Origin of the sequence: Bradyrhizobium sp. A11 (assembly GCF_042077125.1) — a bacterium.
GTDB classification, from domain to species: Bacteria; Pseudomonadota; Alphaproteobacteria; order Rhizobiales; family Xanthobacteraceae; genus Bradyrhizobium; species Bradyrhizobium japonicum_B.
Window position 1 is genome coordinate 5576664 of record NZ_CP149509.1, and the last position, 16515, is coordinate 5593178.

Genomic DNA, 16515 nt, shown 5'->3' on the forward strand with positions numbered 1-16515 from the left:
CGCGCCGGACAAGGGGAGGAGACACGTGAATCCAACGAGATCTGGACTGCCGGCCGCGGCCGGCTTTGCCGCAACGTTCCTGGCGGCGACGCTGATGTCGGGCGCCGCCATGGCGCAGCTATCCGACGACGTCGTCAAGATCGGCGTGCTCACCGACATGAACGGCCCGGCCTCGGCGCCGACCGGCCAGGGCTCGGTGACTGCGGCGCAGATGGCGATCGACGATTTCGGCGGCACGGTGCTCGGCAAGCCGATCAGCGTCGTGATCGGCGACCACCAGCTCAAGGCCGATATCGGCGGCACGATCGCGCGGCGCTGGTACGATGTCGAGCAGGTCGACCTGATCGTCGACGTGCCGGTCTCCGCGGTGGGGCTCGCGGTGCAGAACGTCGCCAACGAGAAGAAGCGGCTGTTCATCACCCATTCCACCGGCACCGCGGACTTCCACGGCAAGTTCTGCTCGCCTTACGCGATCCAGTGGGTGTTCGACACCCGCGCGCTCGCGGTCGGCACCGCGGACGCGGTGGTCAAGCGCGGCGGCGACAGCTGGTTCTTCATCACCGACGATTACGCCTTCGGCCATTCGCTGGAGCGCGACGCCTCCGCGGTCGTCACCGCCAATGGCGGCAAGGTGCTGGGCTCGGTGCGGCCGCCGCTGGCAACGCCGGACCTCTCCTCCTTCGTGCTGCAGGCGCAGGCCTCCAAGGCCAAGATCATCGGCATCGCCGCGGGTCCTCCCAACAACATGAACGAGATCAAGACCGGCTCGGAGTTCGGCGTGTTCAAGGGCGGCCAGCAGATGGCGGCGCTGCTGGCGCTGATCACCGACATCCACGGCATCGGCCTGCAGGCCGCGCAAGGCCTGCTGCTGACCACCTCGTTCTACTGGGACATGGACGACAAGACCCGCGCATGGTCGAAGCGCTACTTCGCCAAGATGAACAAGATGCCGTCGATGTGGCAGGCCGGCGTCTATTCCAGCGTGATGCACTATCTCAACGCCATCAAGGAGGCCGGCAGCGACGATCCGCTCAAGGTCGCCGCCAAGATGCGCGAGAAGCCGATCGAGGATTTCTTCGCCCGCAACGGCAAGCTGCGCGAGGACAATCTGATGGTGCACGACCTCTGGCTGGTGCAGGTGAAGACGCCGGAGGAGAGCAAATATCCGTGGGACTATTACAAGATCCTGACCACGATCTCCGGCGACAAGGCGTTCGGCCCGCCCGACCCCGCCTGCCCGCTGGTGAAAAAATAACGGTCTCGCAAAGCACACAACTCGTCATGCCCGGGCTTGTCCCGCCTGCGCGGCCGCTTCGGCGAGGCGAAGGCCCGGGCATCCACGTCCTTCCTCAATCGCGGTGACACGTGGATGGCCGGGTCAAGCCCGGCCATGACGGCTGTGAGTGCAGGCGCGCCCTATTTCACCATCCCGATCTCGCGAAGATACTTCATCACGCCGGGATGGATCAGCTCCGGCCTCGGCGCGGCGGCGACGGTGTTTGACGCGGTCGTCTCGCAGGCCTGGGCCAGCTTCTTGCAGAACGTCGCCTCAACGCCGTGCAGCGTCTTCGCCAGGCGATAGGCGAGATCGTCGGGCAGATCCTCGCGTGTCAGCACGAAGCTCCACGATCCCAGCGAAGCGATCGGCGCGTCCTGCTTGGGATAGCTGCGCGCCGGCACCAGCAGCGGCTTCAGGAACGCATGCTTGGCGCGGATGCGCGTCATCTCCTCAACGCTGGGGGCGATGAAGCGCGCGCCCGCTGCGCTCGATGCCACCGCGGCAAAGCCGGGCCAGCCGATGCCGGCGCCCCAGAGCGCGGCGACGCGGCCGTCCTCGACCATCGCGGGGCCGTCGCCGGCGCGGTCGAGATAGACGGCCTTGAAGTCCTCGTCCTGCTTCAGGCCGATGCCGTCGAGCACGTAGCGCGCCAGGATCGGCAGGCCCGAGCCCCTGGCGCCGAACGCGACAGGCTGGCCGACGAGATCGCGGATCGTCCTGTAGGGACTGTCCGCCCGCACCACGAACATGCCGGGGTTGGAATAGATCGCGGTGAGGATCTTCAGGCGCACGGGCGCGCGGCCGATGCCGGCGAAGGCCTCGTAGGCCGGCTCGCCCGCGACCAGCGCGAGATCGAGCTCGCCCTTCTCCAGCAGCGGGACGTTTTCGTTGCTGCCCTTGGTGTTGCGCGGCGCGATCGAGAGGTGCGGATCGGCCGCGTTCATCACCTCGGCGAAGGCGTTGCCGTAAAGCGGAAAGCCGCCGCCCGGCGTTGCGGTGCCGAGGCTGAGTGTCGTGGTCGGAATGGCCGTGGCTCCGGTTTGAGCGGCAAGCGGGCTCGAGAGCAGCGCCGCGCTGACGAGGATGATCGCAAATCGCATGGTCGTCCCTCAGGGGCCCGCTTCAACAGCGACCTGCGGCGATGTAGGCAGCGGCCCGATTCTGTGAAAGCATGCCCCCAAGCACAATAGAACAATGGGGAGATATCATGTTGCGAATTTTGCGGTGCGGTGTTGTCGGGCTCGCGGTCCTCACAGGTCTTTTCAGCGCCGCGCCTCCAGCCTCCGCCGCCTATCCTGACCGCCCCATCCACTGGCTGATCGGATTTTCCGCCGGCGGCCCGGTCGACATCGTGGCGCGGATCATGGCGCAGTGGCTGTCGGAGCGGCTCGGCCAGCAGGTCATCGTCGAGAACCGCACCGGCTCCGGCGGCAACATCGCCGCCGCCGCTGCGATCAATTCGCCGCCGGACGGCTACACGCTGCTGTTCGTCGCGCCCAACAACGCGATCTCGACCTCGCTGTACAAGAAGCTGCCGTTCGACTTCCTGCGCGACACCGCGCCGGTCGCGAGCATCATGCAGCTCACCAACATGCTGGTCGTGTCCAACGCGTTTCCGGCCAAGACGGTCCAGGAGTTCGTCGACTATTGCAAGGCCAATCCCGGCAAGATCTCCTTTGCCTCGTCCGGCAACGGCACCTCGGTGCACATGTCGGCCGAGCTGTTCAAGGTGCTGACCAAGTGCGACATGGTGCACGTGCCCTATCGCGGCTCGGCCATCGCCTTCCCCGACATCATCTCCAACAAGGTGCAGCTGATCTTCGACAATCTGCCTTCGGCCATGGAGCAGGTGAAAGGCGGCAATGTCCGCGCGCTGGGCGTGACCTCGCCGCAGCGCTGGCCGAGCGTGCCCGACGTGCCCGCGATCGCCGAGACCGTGCCGGGCTTCGAATCGGTCGGCTTCTACGGCATCTCCGCGCCGAAGGGCACGCCGCCCGAGGTGATCGAGACGCTCAACAAGGCCGTCGGCGAAGCGCTGAAGGACCCCAAGCTGGTGGCCAAGCTCGCCGAGACCGGCGGCATCCCCAAGCCGATGACGCCGGCCGAGTTCGGCAAGCTGGTCGCCGACGAGACCGCGAAGTGGCGCAAGGTGGTCGAGTTCGCCGGCGTCTCGGTGGATTAGCGAAGGGCCCCGCGGCACCGCCGGCACGACACCAGGAGGGGCTCAGAAGGGCCCCTCCTCTCAAAAGTCGTAAAACAACCCCATGCACAGTAGACGAGCCTAGTGATTTCAAAGGGTTAGCGGATCCGAAAAACGAGCCCTGACGAGGTGGTTTTGCTTCGTCGGGCAAAACAGGGGTATACAGGCATCATCGTCAATTTCGGTTATTTGAAACTAGCCCGCGATGCCGCCTGGGCGCTTCCTGTCCACCAGAGCCAGCATTGCACCCCCGCCTCCATCCCTGTAAACGAACCGCGCACCGTTGCCGGCCGCGTTCCCGCGAGCTGTCTCGCGGCGGGGCCTGTAGCTCAATGGTTAGAGCCGGCCGCTCATAACGGTCTGGTTGCAGGTTCGAGTCCTGCCGGGCCCACCAGCCTTCGAGCTTCGGCTCGGCGAGCCAGCGCCACAAACTCCTAACGAAGCGAAAGCTTAAATCCTCCTGTACGTCACATGCGCTGTCGCAAACGGAATCCCCGCGCGCCCGGCGCTTCCCCGCACGATGCACGCCCGCTCATCGATCGCGTAGAACCAATCATCGAAGTTCAGCTTGAACGACCTTCCATCGCCCTGGGGCGTGTCGCGCGTGTACTTCCAATGAAACGCGCAACCCGCCTGCTCGCCGGTGGCGTCGCCTTCGAGGCGATTCTCGTGGCCGGTGTACTGGCCTTCGCCTAGCTTGTGAATCGTCCAGCGCAGCGTGTCGCTATGGCCGTCATCGAAGGTGTAGGTTTCGGTCAGGACGACGGTGTCGGTGTCCGCGTCCAGTTCGCCATGAGCGGTGATCGACGCGCGCTTCAGAAGCCCGCCGACGAGGCTTTCAACCACCGCCCAACCTTCCAGGCGGCCGACGAAGAACTGCTCGGGAAGAAACACCGGCGTGGTGCCGGCGAACGCATCAATGGCCATGGCTTTTCCTCCGAGACTGATGAGGACATAAGACGCCTCTCGGCATCAGGTTCCTCGGAGGAAACCTGCCTGGATCGGCCGCGCGCTTGCACACGCGAGATCGGAATCGCCATTCGCCCCAGCCGACCGCAAACGACGAAAACGGACTACGCCGGCAAGGGCGCGTTGGCAGTGCCTCGTGAGGCGCGAAGGGCCGCATCCGCACTCTCGGCCCGTTGGCCGAAATCGCCTCTCAGCGCCATGAGGGCGCGGCGTTCTTCCTCGATTTCGTAGGAGGTGCGAAAGCCCAGTTTCCTTAGCACCGGAACGGGCGGGCACCACCCCTGCACGGCGTGCTGGAACAGAAAGCTGGTGACCAGCGCCGGAAGCGCGAGCCAACGCCTGTCGCTGGTGGCCGCCAACACGGTGCCGGTGAATCCGAGCACCGCTGCGTTCGCCTCGATGGCTCTCTCGATATCCCACTCCCGGTCGATTTCACGTAAGCGATCGCCGATCTGATCCCGATGTTCGGCGAAATAGGCCACGTTGGCCTGCATCGTGCGCCTGATCCGACGATTGTCGATCTCGGACGAATGCAGAGGCACCCGGTTCCGCGTCGTGGTCATTTGGCCGCTCCCTATGCTGACCAGATGACGTTCGCTGATCCGATTTGTTCCTGGCCGCAATCGCCCCCGGTTCGACGCCACCAAAGCGCGACGAACCTTCGATTCCGCGAGAAACCAATCCTTCGGACATCCATTGGAATGGCGGGGTCGCGCTCACTGCTTGAAGCTGCGCTTGGCTATCTGCTCCAGGGCGAACGTGTCTCCGCCGGAATCCGACCAACCGTCCATTTTCAGATACTCACCGCGATCGGTGGTGAAAGCCGTGCTGGGCAACGCCAGGCGTTGTCTCATAAGCTCTGCCGGGCCCAAACAAGGGAGCCGCGCCGCCAGGGCGTTCCAGGCCCATTCTGCCTGCTGGCGTCAGTTCGCAGTCGTTCAACGCATCCCGATCGGGATATTGTGCCTGAAACGAATTTGGATGTTGAGTCGCCCACAATGGGCACTGGGCGCTTGCAGAGCTTATTGCGCCAATCGACATCATCGTTGCAATAATAAGAGTCCTGAATCCAGTCATAATCGTGCTCCGAACGGCTGTTGTTTTCGTGCGGAACATTCGCGCTGGTTCGAATCGGCTGCTCTGTTGAATGCGTTCCCTTCGAGTTTCTTGGATGAGGATTAGGTGGGTATGCGCTCGGCGCAAAAAAGGCGGTGAACAATCACGGCTGCGCGAATGGCAAATCGGTTTGCTCATCATTGCGTGACGCACACCCGCGTCCCCGCATTTGGGAGTCGCGTCACATCGGACACATTCGCCAAAGTCGCTCTAGAATCGGCTGCTGTGTGCAAAGGCCATGCGAAATCATGAAGCCGGGTGCGGCGTTTACAGATTCGCGCGAATTCGACCGCCAACGGGCGTAATGCCGAGGACGTTACCAGTCTTGCAGGCGTGGTCGATTGCGAAGGCGTGGACCGAGGCTCATCTAACTCCCCATCGTAGGTCTATCGGAGAAACTACCATGCGATCAGGTGTCGTTTTGAGCCTTTTGATTGTCTTATGTGCACCCGTCAGCGCCGCGGTGGCAGGCCAGGTCCATCGGCACCATGCGACAGCGCATTCTCGTGTCTTGACGACTGGGACCGCTGCGGCCTGGGCCTATTCGCCGGCACGGCCGGACCGCCATCGACCGACCCCGCACTATAATGATCAACCAGAACCAGGCTATAATCCGTACGAGAGATGGGGTGGTTAACACCCCTCGCCGCCGACTTGACGCCTTTCGAGCGCGGCGAGATTGGCCCCACCTATTCCGCGCGGCTTGTCGCTCGAGCGCTGAGCGCGAAACATCACGATCGGCCATATCGAGGCGGACGGCAGAACTTCTGGACCAAGAGCAACAACCGCAGTCGCTTCATCGTCAGATTTCAAATGCGGCTAGGCGCGATGCGAGAACCGAAACTGATTCCGGCCACTAAACACCACACCAGTTTCGCACCAGAAACGATCGAACCCAAACGAAACGCGGCAAAATCGACGACGCACAATCAGGTCAGGCTGTTCCACGATGAACCGACAATTTGACGCTCTTCGCCGATGGTCGCCGCATTCTCAGTGCCCCCGCTTCACCAGCGGGCATTCACTGTCGGCCAAGGGCGCATAGACGTCGCCGCTCGGGATCTTTCCGAGCACGTCGTAATATTCCCAGTTCGACTTGACGTCGGAAGGCTCCTTCACCTGGACGAGGTAGAAGTCGTGCACGAGCTTTCCGTCCTCGCGCACCGTCGCCCCGCGCGCGTAGAAGTCGTCGACGGGAGTGGAGCGCATCTTCTCCAGCACCGGATCCGTTGCATCGGTGCCTACCGTTGCAACGGCCTTCAGATAGTGGCTCACGCCGGAATACACTGCGGCCTGCGGCGCCGTGGGCATGGTGCCCCGTAGCTTGTAGAAGCGTTCGCCGAAGGCCCGGGTCTCCTCGTTCAAGGCCCAGTACCAGGCCGTGAGCGTCGTCAGGCCCTTGGCGGTTTGCGGGCCCATGGCATGGACATCGCTGATGAACATCAGTTGAGCCACGGGCTTCTGGCTCCCCGTATTCATGCCGAACTCGTTCCACTGCTTCATCAGGGTCACGAGCTGCTCGCCGGCATTGGCGAAGGCGATGACCTTGGCTCCGGATGCCTTTGCCTGCAGGATGAACGAGCTGTAATCGGCGTTTCCGATCGGGTGATACACGGCGCCGAGCGACTTGCCGCCTGCTTGCGCCAGCACGCGCTGCGACTCCGACACCATGTTCTTGCCGAACGCGTAATCGGCGGCGATGAAGTACCAGGTGTCGTAGCCCTGCGAGAGCAGCGTGCGGATCGGTCCCGATACCAGATTGTAGGAATCGTGGAGCCAGGCCAGCCCGGTGCGCGCGCATTGCTTGCCCGCAAGCTCGGTCGTCGCCACCGCCGAATAGACCGCAATCCTGTTCTTGTCGCGTGCCAGCGACTGGATCGCCAGTCCGACCGCGGAGTTGGAGACGTCGGCAATCATGTCGACGCCGTCGACGTCGAACCATTTCCGGGCGATGCCGACGCCGATATCCGGCTTGTTCTGGTGGTCCGCGGCCACGATCTCGACCTTGATCGACGGGACCATCTTCTGGAAATCCTCTGCAGCCATTTTGGCGGCAGTGACGGAGCCCGGCCCCGACAAGTCGGACAGCGGCCCGGTCTGGTCATTGATGATGCCGATCCGGACTACGCCGCCGGAGATTTCGCCCGCTGTGGCGGGAACGCACGATCCGATGAAGGCCCCAAAAATCAGAAGTGTAGCGACGCGGCAGTTCATGCGAGTACCTTTCCAATGATGGCGTTGGGGCCTTCCTCCCATTGACGAGCGAGCTTAAGCGGCCGCACTTGATTTGAGTTTCGCAGCCGCCTTCTGGACTGCCGCCGCGCGCTTGCGAAGCCAGGGTTCGGCGTCCGCGCGCATGCGCGAAATCAGCTCGGGTGGCGCATTCTGCACGGTGATGTCGAACGGCGGCTGCGGCTGATATTCCAGCATGAGCTGGAGGTTCTTCGCGACGTCCTCGCCGCAGAGCTCGGCGGCGACCTGAAAACCGAAATCGATTCCTGCAGTCACGCCGCCGCCGGAAATGCGGTTGCGGTCGACCACGACGCGGCCGTCGACCGCAATCGCGCCGAAGGCGGCAAGCTGGTCGCTCATGAGCCAGTGGCAGGCCGACTTGTATCCGTCGATGAGCCCTGCGGCGCCGAGGATCAGGCAGCCCGCGCAGACCGAGGTGATGTAGCGTGCCGATCCGCCCTTGTCGCGAACGAAGGCGATCACCTCGTCATCATCCATGGTGTCGACCTGCCCCGGCCCGCCGCCGATGCAGAACACGTCGAGATCCGGACAGTCGGCGAACGTCGTGGTCGGCAGCAGCGGCAGGCCGACGTCGCTAACGACCGGCTCGATGCGCTTCCACAGCAGATGCACCCGAGCGTTCGGCAGGCGGGCGAAGACTTCGAAAGGCCCGGTGACATCCAGTTGAGTCATCCCGGGATAGTACAGAATTCCGATCTCGATCCGCTTGCCGGACATGCATCGCTCTCCTCTTTGAACGAAGGCATGTTGACAGGCCAGCCGGTTTGCCGAAATGTCAGAACACACGCAATTCCTGCCAAGGCTCGCTGATGGCTCGTTCTGCCGCCCGCCGTGTCGTCTTCGTCCTGTTCGAGGATTGCCTGCTGCTCGATTTCGCCGGGCCGCTGCAAGCCTTCGAGCTTGCCTGCGAAACGTCGGAGGCCGGGCGCGCGCCCTATGTATGGCAGGTCTGCTCGTTGAAGGGCGGCCCCGTCAAAACCTCGTCCGGCCTGGAGGTGACGACGACTGCGCTCTCCGACTGTGCCCGCAAGGATATCGACACCCTCATCGTGGGTGGCGGCCCCGGCGTCCATCGCGCTGCTGCCGAGGCCGGATTGGTCGACTGGTTTCGGTCAGCCGCGCCGAAGGTCCGGCGCGTCTGCTCCGTTTGCACCGGCACGTTCGTCCTGGCCGCGGCCGGCCTGCTCCACGGACGAAGCGCGGTCACCCATTGGAGCTCCTGCGACCTGCTGCGCGCCCAACATCCGGACATTTCGGTCCTGGTCGACCCTGTGTTTGTCCACGACCGCGGAGTCTGGACGTCGGCCGGCGTGACCGCGGGCATCGATCTCGCGCTCACGCTGCTGGAAGACGATCTCGGACACCGCGAGGCCATGCGCGTCGCACGGCGCATGGTCGTGTTCCTGAAACGGCCCGGCGGACAGGCCCAGTTCAGCGTGCCGCTGTCGCTGCAGACCTCCGAAGACAGGGCCTTCGAGAATATCGCGGCCTGGATGCAGGACAATCTCAGCCGCGATCTGCGCGTCGAGAGCCTGGCCGAACGAGCGGGCATGAGCCCGCGCACCTTCGCGCGTGTTTTCCGGCAGAAGACCGGCCGCACGCCCGGCAAGGCGGTGGAAGAGCTGCGCGTCGAGGCCGCCCGCCGGGCGTTGGAAGAATCCGCGTCGAGCATCAAGGAAATAGCGGCCCGCGCCGGATTTCAGAGCGAGGAGCATTTGCGGCGCGCCTTTCGCCGCCGCCTGAATGTGCTGCCGCAGGATTATCGCGTTCGGTTCTCTCAGGGGCAGGATTAGCGGCGCAAGATTTCGCGCAAGGATTCACTCAACGACAAGCGCAGCCAATGTGCTAACCTCCGCGCCGAAGCCACCAGCGGAGTCCCCCCATGCCCACCAGCGTCAAGCAAATGCTCGAAGCCGCCAACGCGGCGGTGCCCAAGATCACCTCCGACCAGGCCGCCGAGATGATCAAGGCCGGCAACACCCTCGTCCTCGACGTGCGCGATGCGCCGGAGGTTGCCGCCAGCGGCAAGATCGCGGGCGCCCTGCATGTCTCGCGCGGGATGCTGGAGTTTCGGGCGGACCCGGAATCGCCCTATCACGACAAGGCGTTCGACAAGAGCAAGTCCGTGATCCTGTACTGCGCATCCGGCGGCCGGTCGGCGCTGGCCGGCAAGGTGTTGAAGGATATGGGGTACGACAAGGTCTATAACGTCGGCGGCTTCAAGGACTGGACCGGGGCCGTCGAGAAATAGCCAGATACCAGATAAGAGGCACAGTTTCGGATCGTCGAAGCGACTGCTTCGGCCCGTCGATCGGCGCGCCTATCCCGGTTGCAACAATCAGCCCTCATTGGCGTTGTTCCGGAGCACACAGCGAGGCGCGCCATGACCAAGCCTACCGACAAGGATACCGAACTGACACCCGACGACTTCCCGCTCGAAGCCGACAAGGACAAGCTCAGGACCCACAAGGGCGAGCCGGTGGCCTCGGCCGAGTCCGAGCAGATTGCCGACGAATTGGCCGAACGGCTCAACGAGCAAGCGCACCGGGAGGAGCAGGACCGCTGGTCGGCGTGAGCGCGATGCGGTCCATGCGAATTGTGATCGCGCGCCAGGCCCCGGTTCAAGCCGGCTGAGGCCAGCAGGCCATGCCGGGCGAACCACGGGCCGCTCCATCCTTCGGGGCCTCGCAGGCCCAATCGGCCGGGGGCGGATCAGGCGGAACGCGGCGTGGACCCAGGCTGTCCGTTCGGCTCGTTCAGCAGCCGGCCGGTGGTGGTGTTGACGAAGTGCAGCGACATGCAGGCCGGGCACCTCACCGGGACATAGCTGTCCGCCAGCGCGCGACCCTCGGGCCGCTCGTCGTCGATCCGTTGCTGGACGTTCATGCCGGTGCGCGGGCACCTGAAGAGAATCTGGCGCTGCATGCTTCCTTCATGCGCCCGAACCCGAGCCGACGAAATTGCGGACGATTCCTTACGGGCCTTTCCCAGGTTTGCGATGGGTCAATGCGAAAGGCCCGCCGCTCCCTATGCTTTGCATGACATCGGCGCGCCGTCGCTCCGGTGCCGCACGAAGCGGAGCCCGGACTCCTAGGCACTCCGGGCACCGCTTCGCAAGACAGGGTGCAAGCGTCCGCGATCAGGGAGCCGGCTCCGCAAGGGGAGGCTTCGCCGGCAGGTTCGATAGAACGAAGGCCGGTACCGCGGGTTGGATGGCCCAGCCGTTCAATGGCCCAGCCCTGGACAGACCATGCAATCGGCCTCGGTCGCCCGTTGGAAACGCTCCTCGGAAACCGGGGCTGATTGATTTCGCCCGGCCGGCCCGCCACCCAATGCCGCCGCCGGCAAGAGGCCACCATCGAGACCGCCTCGATCAGGGGAGCAGCCATGATGTCCGCGAAGCTCGACGATCTCCCTGCGGCCGTGCGCTACGCGCTCGAGACGACGCGCGCGACCACGGTCTGCCCGTTCCACGGCGAGGTGATCATCCGCGTCGGCGATGATGCCGCCGAGAGCCATGCCTACGAACGCGCCAAGCGAATCCTGAGAAGCGACGGGACGCCTTTCGAAGCGGACGCGCTCAGGGAAGAAATCGGCCGGCAACTCGCGGTCGCCGCGGACGGGCGATGCCCGAAATGCGATCGGGCCGATCCGGCCGGCTAGAGCGCGCTGCCTCCGCCGGTCAGGAAGCCGCGCGCCTTGAGGCCTTCTTGCTCGGCCGGGAGGACACGAGGCTCCGCGGCCGCCCGATCAGATATCCCTGCATCTCGTCGCAGCCTTCCTGCATCAGCAGCGACATCTGTTCCTCCGTCTCGATGCCTTCGGCAAGGACCGGCACCCCAAGCCCGTGGGCAAGGCCGATCACGGCCCGGACGATGGCGAGCGATCGGTCGCTCTGACCGAGCGAGGCGACGAAAGAGCGGTCGATCTTGATGCGGTCCAGCGGAAACGCTTCGAGATATGACAGCGACGAATATCCCGTTCCGAAATCGTCGAGTGCGATCAGGATGCCGAGCGCCTTGAGCGACTGCATCGTCCTCTTGGCGCGCGGCATGTCCTCGATCAGGACGCCTTCGGTGATTTCGAGCTCGAGGCGCGCGGCCGGAAGCCCGCTGTCGCGCAGCGACCGGCGGACCTGCCGGTCGAGGTTTTCCCGGCGGAACTGCGCCGCCGAGACGTTGACGGCCACCCGCATCGGCTGATCCCATGACGCTGCTTCCCTGCACGCCGCCATCAGAACCCAATCGTCGATCTGCGCGATGGAGCCGCTTCGCTCCGCGATCGGAATGAACTCGCCCGGCGGGATGATGCCGCGCACCGGATGCCGCCAGCGCACGAGCGCCTCGTAGCCCATCAGCGTGCCATCGCGATGCTGCTGCGGCTGGTACTCCAGATAGAGCTCGCCCCGCTCCACGGCGGCCTGCAAATCGTGCTCGAGCTCACGGCGGTCCCGCAATTGCTGGTCCATTGCGCTGGTGAACAGGCGGACGGCTCCCCTGCCCTCGTGCTTGGCGCGATAGAGCGCGGCATCCGCGTTCGCCAGCAGCGCAACGGAATCGCCGGCATCTCTCGGATACAGCGCGACGCCGATGCAGAGATCGATCTTCAGGGCATGGCCGTCAACCTCGATCGGCTGCTCGAACTGTGCCCGCATCCTGGTGGCGAGCAGCTCCGCGGTTGCCGGCAGCGGCGCTTCATCGATGATGCCGATGAATTCGTCGCCACCGACGCGCGCGACGTAGGACCCTTGCGAAACCTCCTGAAGGCGCCTTGCGGCCTCGCGCAGCACGGCGTCGCCGACGGCGTGACCGAAGCGGTCGTTGATCGCCTTGAAGTGGTCGAGATCGATGCAGAGCACGGCGAAGGCGCCATCGGTGATCTCGGCGCGTTCGATCGCGGCGGAGAGATGCTGGCCCAAGGCGGCCCTGTTGGGCAGCTCCGTGAGCGCGTCGTGACCGGCGAGATAGCTCACCCTCTGCTGTGCCCTGTTCCGTTCCGTCACGTCGAAGCCGACGCAGACATGGGCGGGTCGCCCGTCATAGACCAGCGGCCGGGATTCGATCACGACCTCGATCACCTCGCCGTCGGCCGTCCTGTGCAACTCGCAGTCGCGTTCGGCTGTCGCCTGCTGCTCCGCATGGGCGAGCTGATGCTCGGACATGGCAAGGAGATCCTGGCGGGAATAGCCGTAGTGCCTGCACATCGCACCATTTACGGCGATGAGCCGATGTGTCTTCGCATCGACCACCCACATCGGAAGCGGGTTCTCTTCGAACAGCAGGCGGAAGGAGGCTTCCGCTTCCGCCAGCGCCTTCTCGGTGCGATGGCGCTCCGTGATGTCCTCGTGGGTTGCGACCCAGCCTTTCCCCTCAGGGCGATGCCGAATCCGCACGATCCTGCCGTTGGTCAGCTCCACGGTCGTATCCGAATTCTCGGCGATCACCGGAGCGCTGTTGCGCCAGACCAGATAATCCTGCTTGGACATCCTCGGGGCGCTGCCGGCCGAATAGCGGAGATCGACGATCTCGCTCAGCTTCATGCCCGGCCGGACCAGTTTCGGATCGAGATCGTAGACCTCGAGGTATTGCCGGTTGCAGACGATCAGGCGCTGATCGGCATCGAAGAAGCAGAGCCCCTGGGACATGTTGTTGAGCGCCCGGTCGAAGCGCTCCGCGAACGCGGTCGCGGTCTGCTCGGCGGCCCGGGCGCGATCGCCTTCCTCGGACAGCCGTGCATGGGTCTCGACCAGCTTCACGAAGGAGCGGAAATTGGTGTTGATCATCCGGGCGAGCAGGACGAGCAACGCCAGCAGATTGATCCCGACCGAGATCAGCATCCCGTCGCCGGAGAGCAGCAGGAGTGTCGCGATCGGTGCACCGGCGATCAACATCGTCAGCCGGGACGACGGCGGGAAGCTGCCAAGGCAGTAGGCAGTCCCGACGCAGCCCATGAAGAGCAGCAGGGAGACCGACACACGCAGGCCGGGATCGACCACCATGAACAGCGCCAGGATCCAGATCACGAAGCTGGAGCTGATCACCACGGTGGCGAGACGAACCCTTACGAGTTCTCGGTAAGCCTCCTCGGCGGTGAAGTCCTCCTTCTTCAGCCGCAGCCACTGCACCAACCGAAACAGACAGGCCACCAGGAGCGCGGCTGGCAAGGCAAATCGCAGCCATGCCGACACCGTGTTCGGAAGGAGCAGCCCCACGCTGATGCTGTTGACCAGAAGCGCGGCATAGAGAACCGGCACCTGCCTGCGGAGCACGCGGAACTGCTCGACGAGCAGCGAACGGCCGAGCGGATCGGTCGTGTCACCAATCGCGAAAGCGTCACGAAGCCGCGCGAAGAAACTCATCGAGATTGTCCCAGCCACGTCAAACGCTAGGACAGAGGGGCGAAGGACCCGTAAAGGCGGTTGGAGTCTTTGCCCTTAATGCGACTGCCGCAAATCACTGGAGAAAGGAACCGCCGCCGCAGTTCCCAGCCGGGAACATCGCGACGCTTGCCCATCTTGAAAGGTCGTGGTGCAGAGGAGGTGACCGCGGCCCTCACCCCGCGACCCGCCACAGCCTCCATCGTTCCGGCACGCCCTTGAGCCGGTGCATGCCGTGATCCTTCAGGCTGATCGCAGGCTGCGTCTTCATCAGCTCCCTGACCGCGCTCGACACCAGCACCTCGCCGGGGCGCGCCTTCGCCGCGACGCGGGTGCAGATGTGAAAGGCGAGGCCGACCATCTCGCCGCCGCTGATGGTGTATTCGCCGGCGTGCAAGCCGATCCGGATCTCGAGGCCCAGCGTGCGCATGGCTTTCTGAATCGCAGCCGCGCAGGCGATGCCGCCGTCTGGTTTCCTGAACGTGGCCAAGACGCCGTCGCCCGTCGTCACGACTTCCTTGCCGCCACACGTCTTCAGCTCCTTGCGGACCGCGGCGTAATAATGGCCCATGATCTTGGTCCAGCGCGCATCGCCGAGCTTCGCGGCTTTTGCGGTCGAGCCGACGATGTCGACGATCAGGATCGTAGCCCGCGCTTGCTTGAGCTCGGCACTGCGCTCGGCCGACCGGCGCCGGGGCGCAATCGGCCCGGCCAGCGGCTCATAGCGATGGTTGCGGCGCCGGGCGATCGCGGCCTTTGCGTAATCCTGGGCGCGCTGCGCCGTGCCGCAGCGAACGGTCTTCTCCTGCGGCACCCGCGCCCAATAGACACTTCGCCCATCGCCCGCACCATGAACCTCCACGGCGCCCCACTTCAGGAACACGGCCGAACCAACCCGCCGGACGCACCACGCCTTCGACGTGTACCCCGATACGTTCGACTGATGGACTCCGATGCGCAGAAATTTGGGCATGTGTGCAGCTGATCGCAGGACCATGGGCTGGTCGCGGTGAAGCGTAGTTGCACACTTCCGCGTTTGCAACAGACGAGCCTTGGCTCGGAAGTCCGGCTTCGGCCGGCGGCGTCCATCGCCCGGAAATGGCCGCTTCAGCCATGATATGCAAACAGCTCGATCGGATCGCTGAAGCCGCGCACCTCGTGCTTGCCGACATGCTCCAGCTCGAATTTCGGCTGCACCAGCTCCGCAAAATCGCGCGACAGCAGCACCTTCCGTCCCAATTGCTTGGTCAGCGCTTCCAGGCGCGAGGCCATGTTGACGGCGGGGCCGATCACGGTGAAGTCGAGCCGGCTGGCCGATCCGATATTGCCGTACATGACGTCGCCGACGTGAACGCCGATGCCGTAGTTCAGCGGCGCACGGCCGGTCGCGTTGTTCCGCTCGTTCAGGGCGATCATGGCCTGACGGGCCTCAGTGACGGCATGGAGCAGGTTTGCGCAGGCGTTGGGATCCTGAAGCGGAAAGATGGCGAGCAGGCCGTCGCCGATGAATTTCAGGATCTCGCCGCCGTGCCGCGCGATCGGCTCCGACATCGCGTCGAAATAATCGTTGAGCAGGTCGATGACGTCGTCGCGCGGCCAATTGTCGGAAATCTTGGTGAAATCCCTGAGGTCGCAGATCATGATCGCGGCGCGCACCGTCGTGCCGGTGCCGCGCCTTATGGCGCCGGCCAGGATGAGCTCGCCGGCATGGGAGCCGACATAGGTCTCCAGCAGGGTTCGCGCCAGGCGGTTCTTGATGCGGATCTCGCTGACCAGCGCCAGCACCGGCAGGAGCTTTTTGAGGGCGGCGATATGCGCCGGATCAAAACCGCCTCGCCGGCCGGTCGCGAAGGTGACGATGTGCCGCTTGCCCAGCGTGTGGTACAGCGGCCAGGCGACGTAGTCGGTCAGGCCGTTGGCCCGCATCTCGTCATAGAGGGCGTGCTTGCGGCCGAGCGAGGGATCGCGCTCGAGATTCTCGCGCAGCTCGTCCGCTCCCTCATGAATCTCGTTGGCAGGACTTCCGATATACTCGGACCGCTCGCGAACGTCGTAATCGACCCGCGCGATCTCGGCCCCTTTCATCCCGTCGGACCAAGTCATGCGGGCGCCGAGCCATTGCGGATGATTGATCTGGACGTGAAGCGTCGCCCGCTTGAGCGGAATGCCGGCCTGCTGCAGCCGGATGCACATCTGCGCGAAGATGTCGTCGATGAAGCGCTCGTCGCGCGTGCCGTTGGTCAGCCAGTCGACGACACCATCCGATAGCGTCGGGGCATTGTTGGTCGGTGCGTCCATATCCTGCCCCTTATAGCCGTGGCC

Annotated in this window: 17 protein-coding genes and 1 tRNA gene; 8 read left to right on the plus strand and 10 right to left on the minus strand. The window is 64.5% G+C overall.

All coding sequences use genetic code 11. The features are described from left to right. Positions 1 to 25 precede the first annotated feature (25 nt). Positions 26 to 1255 (plus strand): ABC transporter substrate-binding protein, encoded by a 1230-nt coding sequence (locus WI560_RS26170; protein ID WP_375305504.1) that lies wholly within the window; start codon positions 26 to 28, stop codon positions 1253 to 1255. 161 nt (positions 1256 to 1416) lie between these two features. On the opposite strand, the gene WI560_RS26175 is transcribed toward WI560_RS26170, so the two are convergent. Further along, on the minus strand, positions 1417 to 2379 hold the full coding sequence (locus WI560_RS26175) for a TAXI family TRAP transporter solute-binding subunit (RefSeq protein WP_375305505.1): 963 nt from the start codon (positions 2377 to 2379) through the stop codon (positions 1417 to 1419). Positions 2380 to 2486: 107 nt separating this feature from the next. Between WI560_RS26175 and WI560_RS26180 the strand changes: the two genes are divergently transcribed. Both WI560_RS26180 and WI560_RS26185 read left to right on the plus strand, forming a co-directional pair. Continuing rightward, positions 2487 to 3461, plus strand: coding sequence for a Bug family tripartite tricarboxylate transporter substrate binding protein (locus tag WI560_RS26180; protein ID WP_375305506.1), 975 nt, complete (start codon positions 2487 to 2489; stop codon positions 3459 to 3461). Positions 3462 to 3797: 336 nt separating this feature from the next. Then, positions 3798 to 3873: transfer RNA gene (locus WI560_RS26185), tRNA-Ile, on the plus strand. A 56-nt stretch (positions 3874 to 3929) separates the two neighbouring features. On the opposite strand, the gene WI560_RS26190 is transcribed toward WI560_RS26185, so the two are convergent. The 3 genes from WI560_RS26190 to WI560_RS26200 form a co-directional block, all read right to left on the minus strand. Beyond that, positions 3930 to 4406: a DUF3833 family protein gene (locus tag WI560_RS26190; protein WP_375305507.1), complete on the minus strand. Its 477-nt coding sequence runs from the start codon at positions 4404 to 4406 to the stop codon at positions 3930 to 3932. A gap of 146 nt (positions 4407 to 4552) precedes the next feature. Then, positions 4553 to 5011: a hypothetical protein gene (locus WI560_RS26195; RefSeq protein ID WP_375305508.1), complete on the minus strand. Its 459-nt coding sequence runs from the start codon at positions 5009 to 5011 to the stop codon at positions 4553 to 4555. A gap of 153 nt (positions 5012 to 5164) precedes the next feature. Continuing rightward, a complete protein-coding gene (locus WI560_RS26200) occupies positions 5165 to 5302 on the minus strand; it encodes a hypothetical protein (protein WP_375305509.1) in 138 nt (45 codons plus the stop codon). A gap of 886 nt (positions 5303 to 6188) precedes the next feature. Between WI560_RS26200 and WI560_RS26205 the strand changes: the two genes are divergently transcribed. Next, positions 6189 to 6530: a hypothetical protein gene (locus WI560_RS26205; RefSeq protein WP_375305510.1), complete on the plus strand. Its 342-nt coding sequence runs from the start codon at positions 6189 to 6191 to the stop codon at positions 6528 to 6530. A gap of 27 nt (positions 6531 to 6557) precedes the next feature. Here WI560_RS26205 and WI560_RS26210 read toward each other — a convergent pair whose 3' ends face one another. Both WI560_RS26210 and WI560_RS26215 read right to left on the minus strand, forming a co-directional pair. Next, positions 6558 to 7778, minus strand: a complete 1221-nt coding sequence (locus WI560_RS26210; RefSeq protein ID WP_375305511.1) for an ABC transporter substrate-binding protein — start codon at positions 7776 to 7778, stop codon at positions 6558 to 6560. 54 nt (positions 7779 to 7832) lie between these two features. Beyond that, positions 7833 to 8534, minus strand: a complete 702-nt coding sequence (locus tag WI560_RS26215; protein ID WP_375305512.1) for a DJ-1/PfpI family protein — start codon at positions 8532 to 8534, stop codon at positions 7833 to 7835. Positions 8535 to 8626: 92 nt separating this feature from the next. Here WI560_RS26215 and WI560_RS26220 point away from each other — a divergent pair, with 92 nt between their 5' ends. The 3 genes from WI560_RS26220 to WI560_RS26230 all read left to right on the plus strand — a co-directional run bounded on the left by WI560_RS26220 (position 8627) and on the right by WI560_RS26230 (position 10392). Continuing rightward, positions 8627 to 9610 (plus strand): GlxA family transcriptional regulator, encoded by a 984-nt coding sequence (locus WI560_RS26220; protein WP_375305513.1) that lies wholly within the window; start codon positions 8627 to 8629, stop codon positions 9608 to 9610. An 89-nt stretch (positions 9611 to 9699) separates the two neighbouring features. Further along, on the plus strand, positions 9700 to 10068 hold the full coding sequence (locus WI560_RS26225) for a rhodanese-like domain-containing protein (RefSeq protein ID WP_375305514.1): 369 nt from the start codon (positions 9700 to 9702) through the stop codon (positions 10066 to 10068). A 132-nt stretch (positions 10069 to 10200) separates the two neighbouring features. Beyond that, entirely contained in the window at positions 10201 to 10392 is a 192-nt protein-coding gene (locus tag WI560_RS26230) for a hypothetical protein (protein ID WP_257178078.1), read from the plus strand. A 137-nt stretch (positions 10393 to 10529) separates the two neighbouring features. On the opposite strand, the gene WI560_RS26235 is transcribed toward WI560_RS26230, so the two are convergent. Beyond that, the gene (locus WI560_RS26235; protein ID WP_375305515.1) at positions 10530 to 10742 is read right to left on the minus strand and encodes a hypothetical protein; all 213 of its coding nucleotides are present in this window, start codon (positions 10740 to 10742) and stop codon (positions 10530 to 10532) included. A 462-nt stretch (positions 10743 to 11204) separates the two neighbouring features. Between WI560_RS26235 and WI560_RS26240 the strand changes: the two genes are divergently transcribed. Then, positions 11205 to 11480: a hypothetical protein gene (locus tag WI560_RS26240; protein WP_375305516.1), complete on the plus strand. Its 276-nt coding sequence runs from the start codon at positions 11205 to 11207 to the stop codon at positions 11478 to 11480. A 19-nt stretch (positions 11481 to 11499) separates the two neighbouring features. Here the strand turns inward: WI560_RS26240 and WI560_RS26245 are convergent, their stop codons facing one another. The 3 genes from WI560_RS26245 to WI560_RS26255 all read right to left on the minus strand — a co-directional run bounded on the left by WI560_RS26245 (position 11500) and on the right by WI560_RS26255 (position 16491). Next, complete coding sequence (locus WI560_RS26245; protein ID WP_375305517.1) at positions 11500 to 14175, minus strand: putative bifunctional diguanylate cyclase/phosphodiesterase; 2676 nt, start codon at positions 14173 to 14175, stop codon at positions 11500 to 11502. Between the two features lie 193 nt (positions 14176 to 14368). Next, entirely contained in the window at positions 14369 to 15166 is a 798-nt protein-coding gene (locus WI560_RS26250; protein ID WP_375305518.1) for an adenylate/guanylate cyclase domain-containing protein, read from the minus strand. 134 nt (positions 15167 to 15300) lie between these two features. Continuing rightward, positions 15301 to 16491, minus strand: coding sequence for an adenylate/guanylate cyclase domain-containing protein (locus tag WI560_RS26255; RefSeq protein ID WP_375305519.1), 1191 nt, complete (start codon positions 16489 to 16491; stop codon positions 15301 to 15303). Positions 16492 to 16515 lie beyond the last annotated feature (24 nt).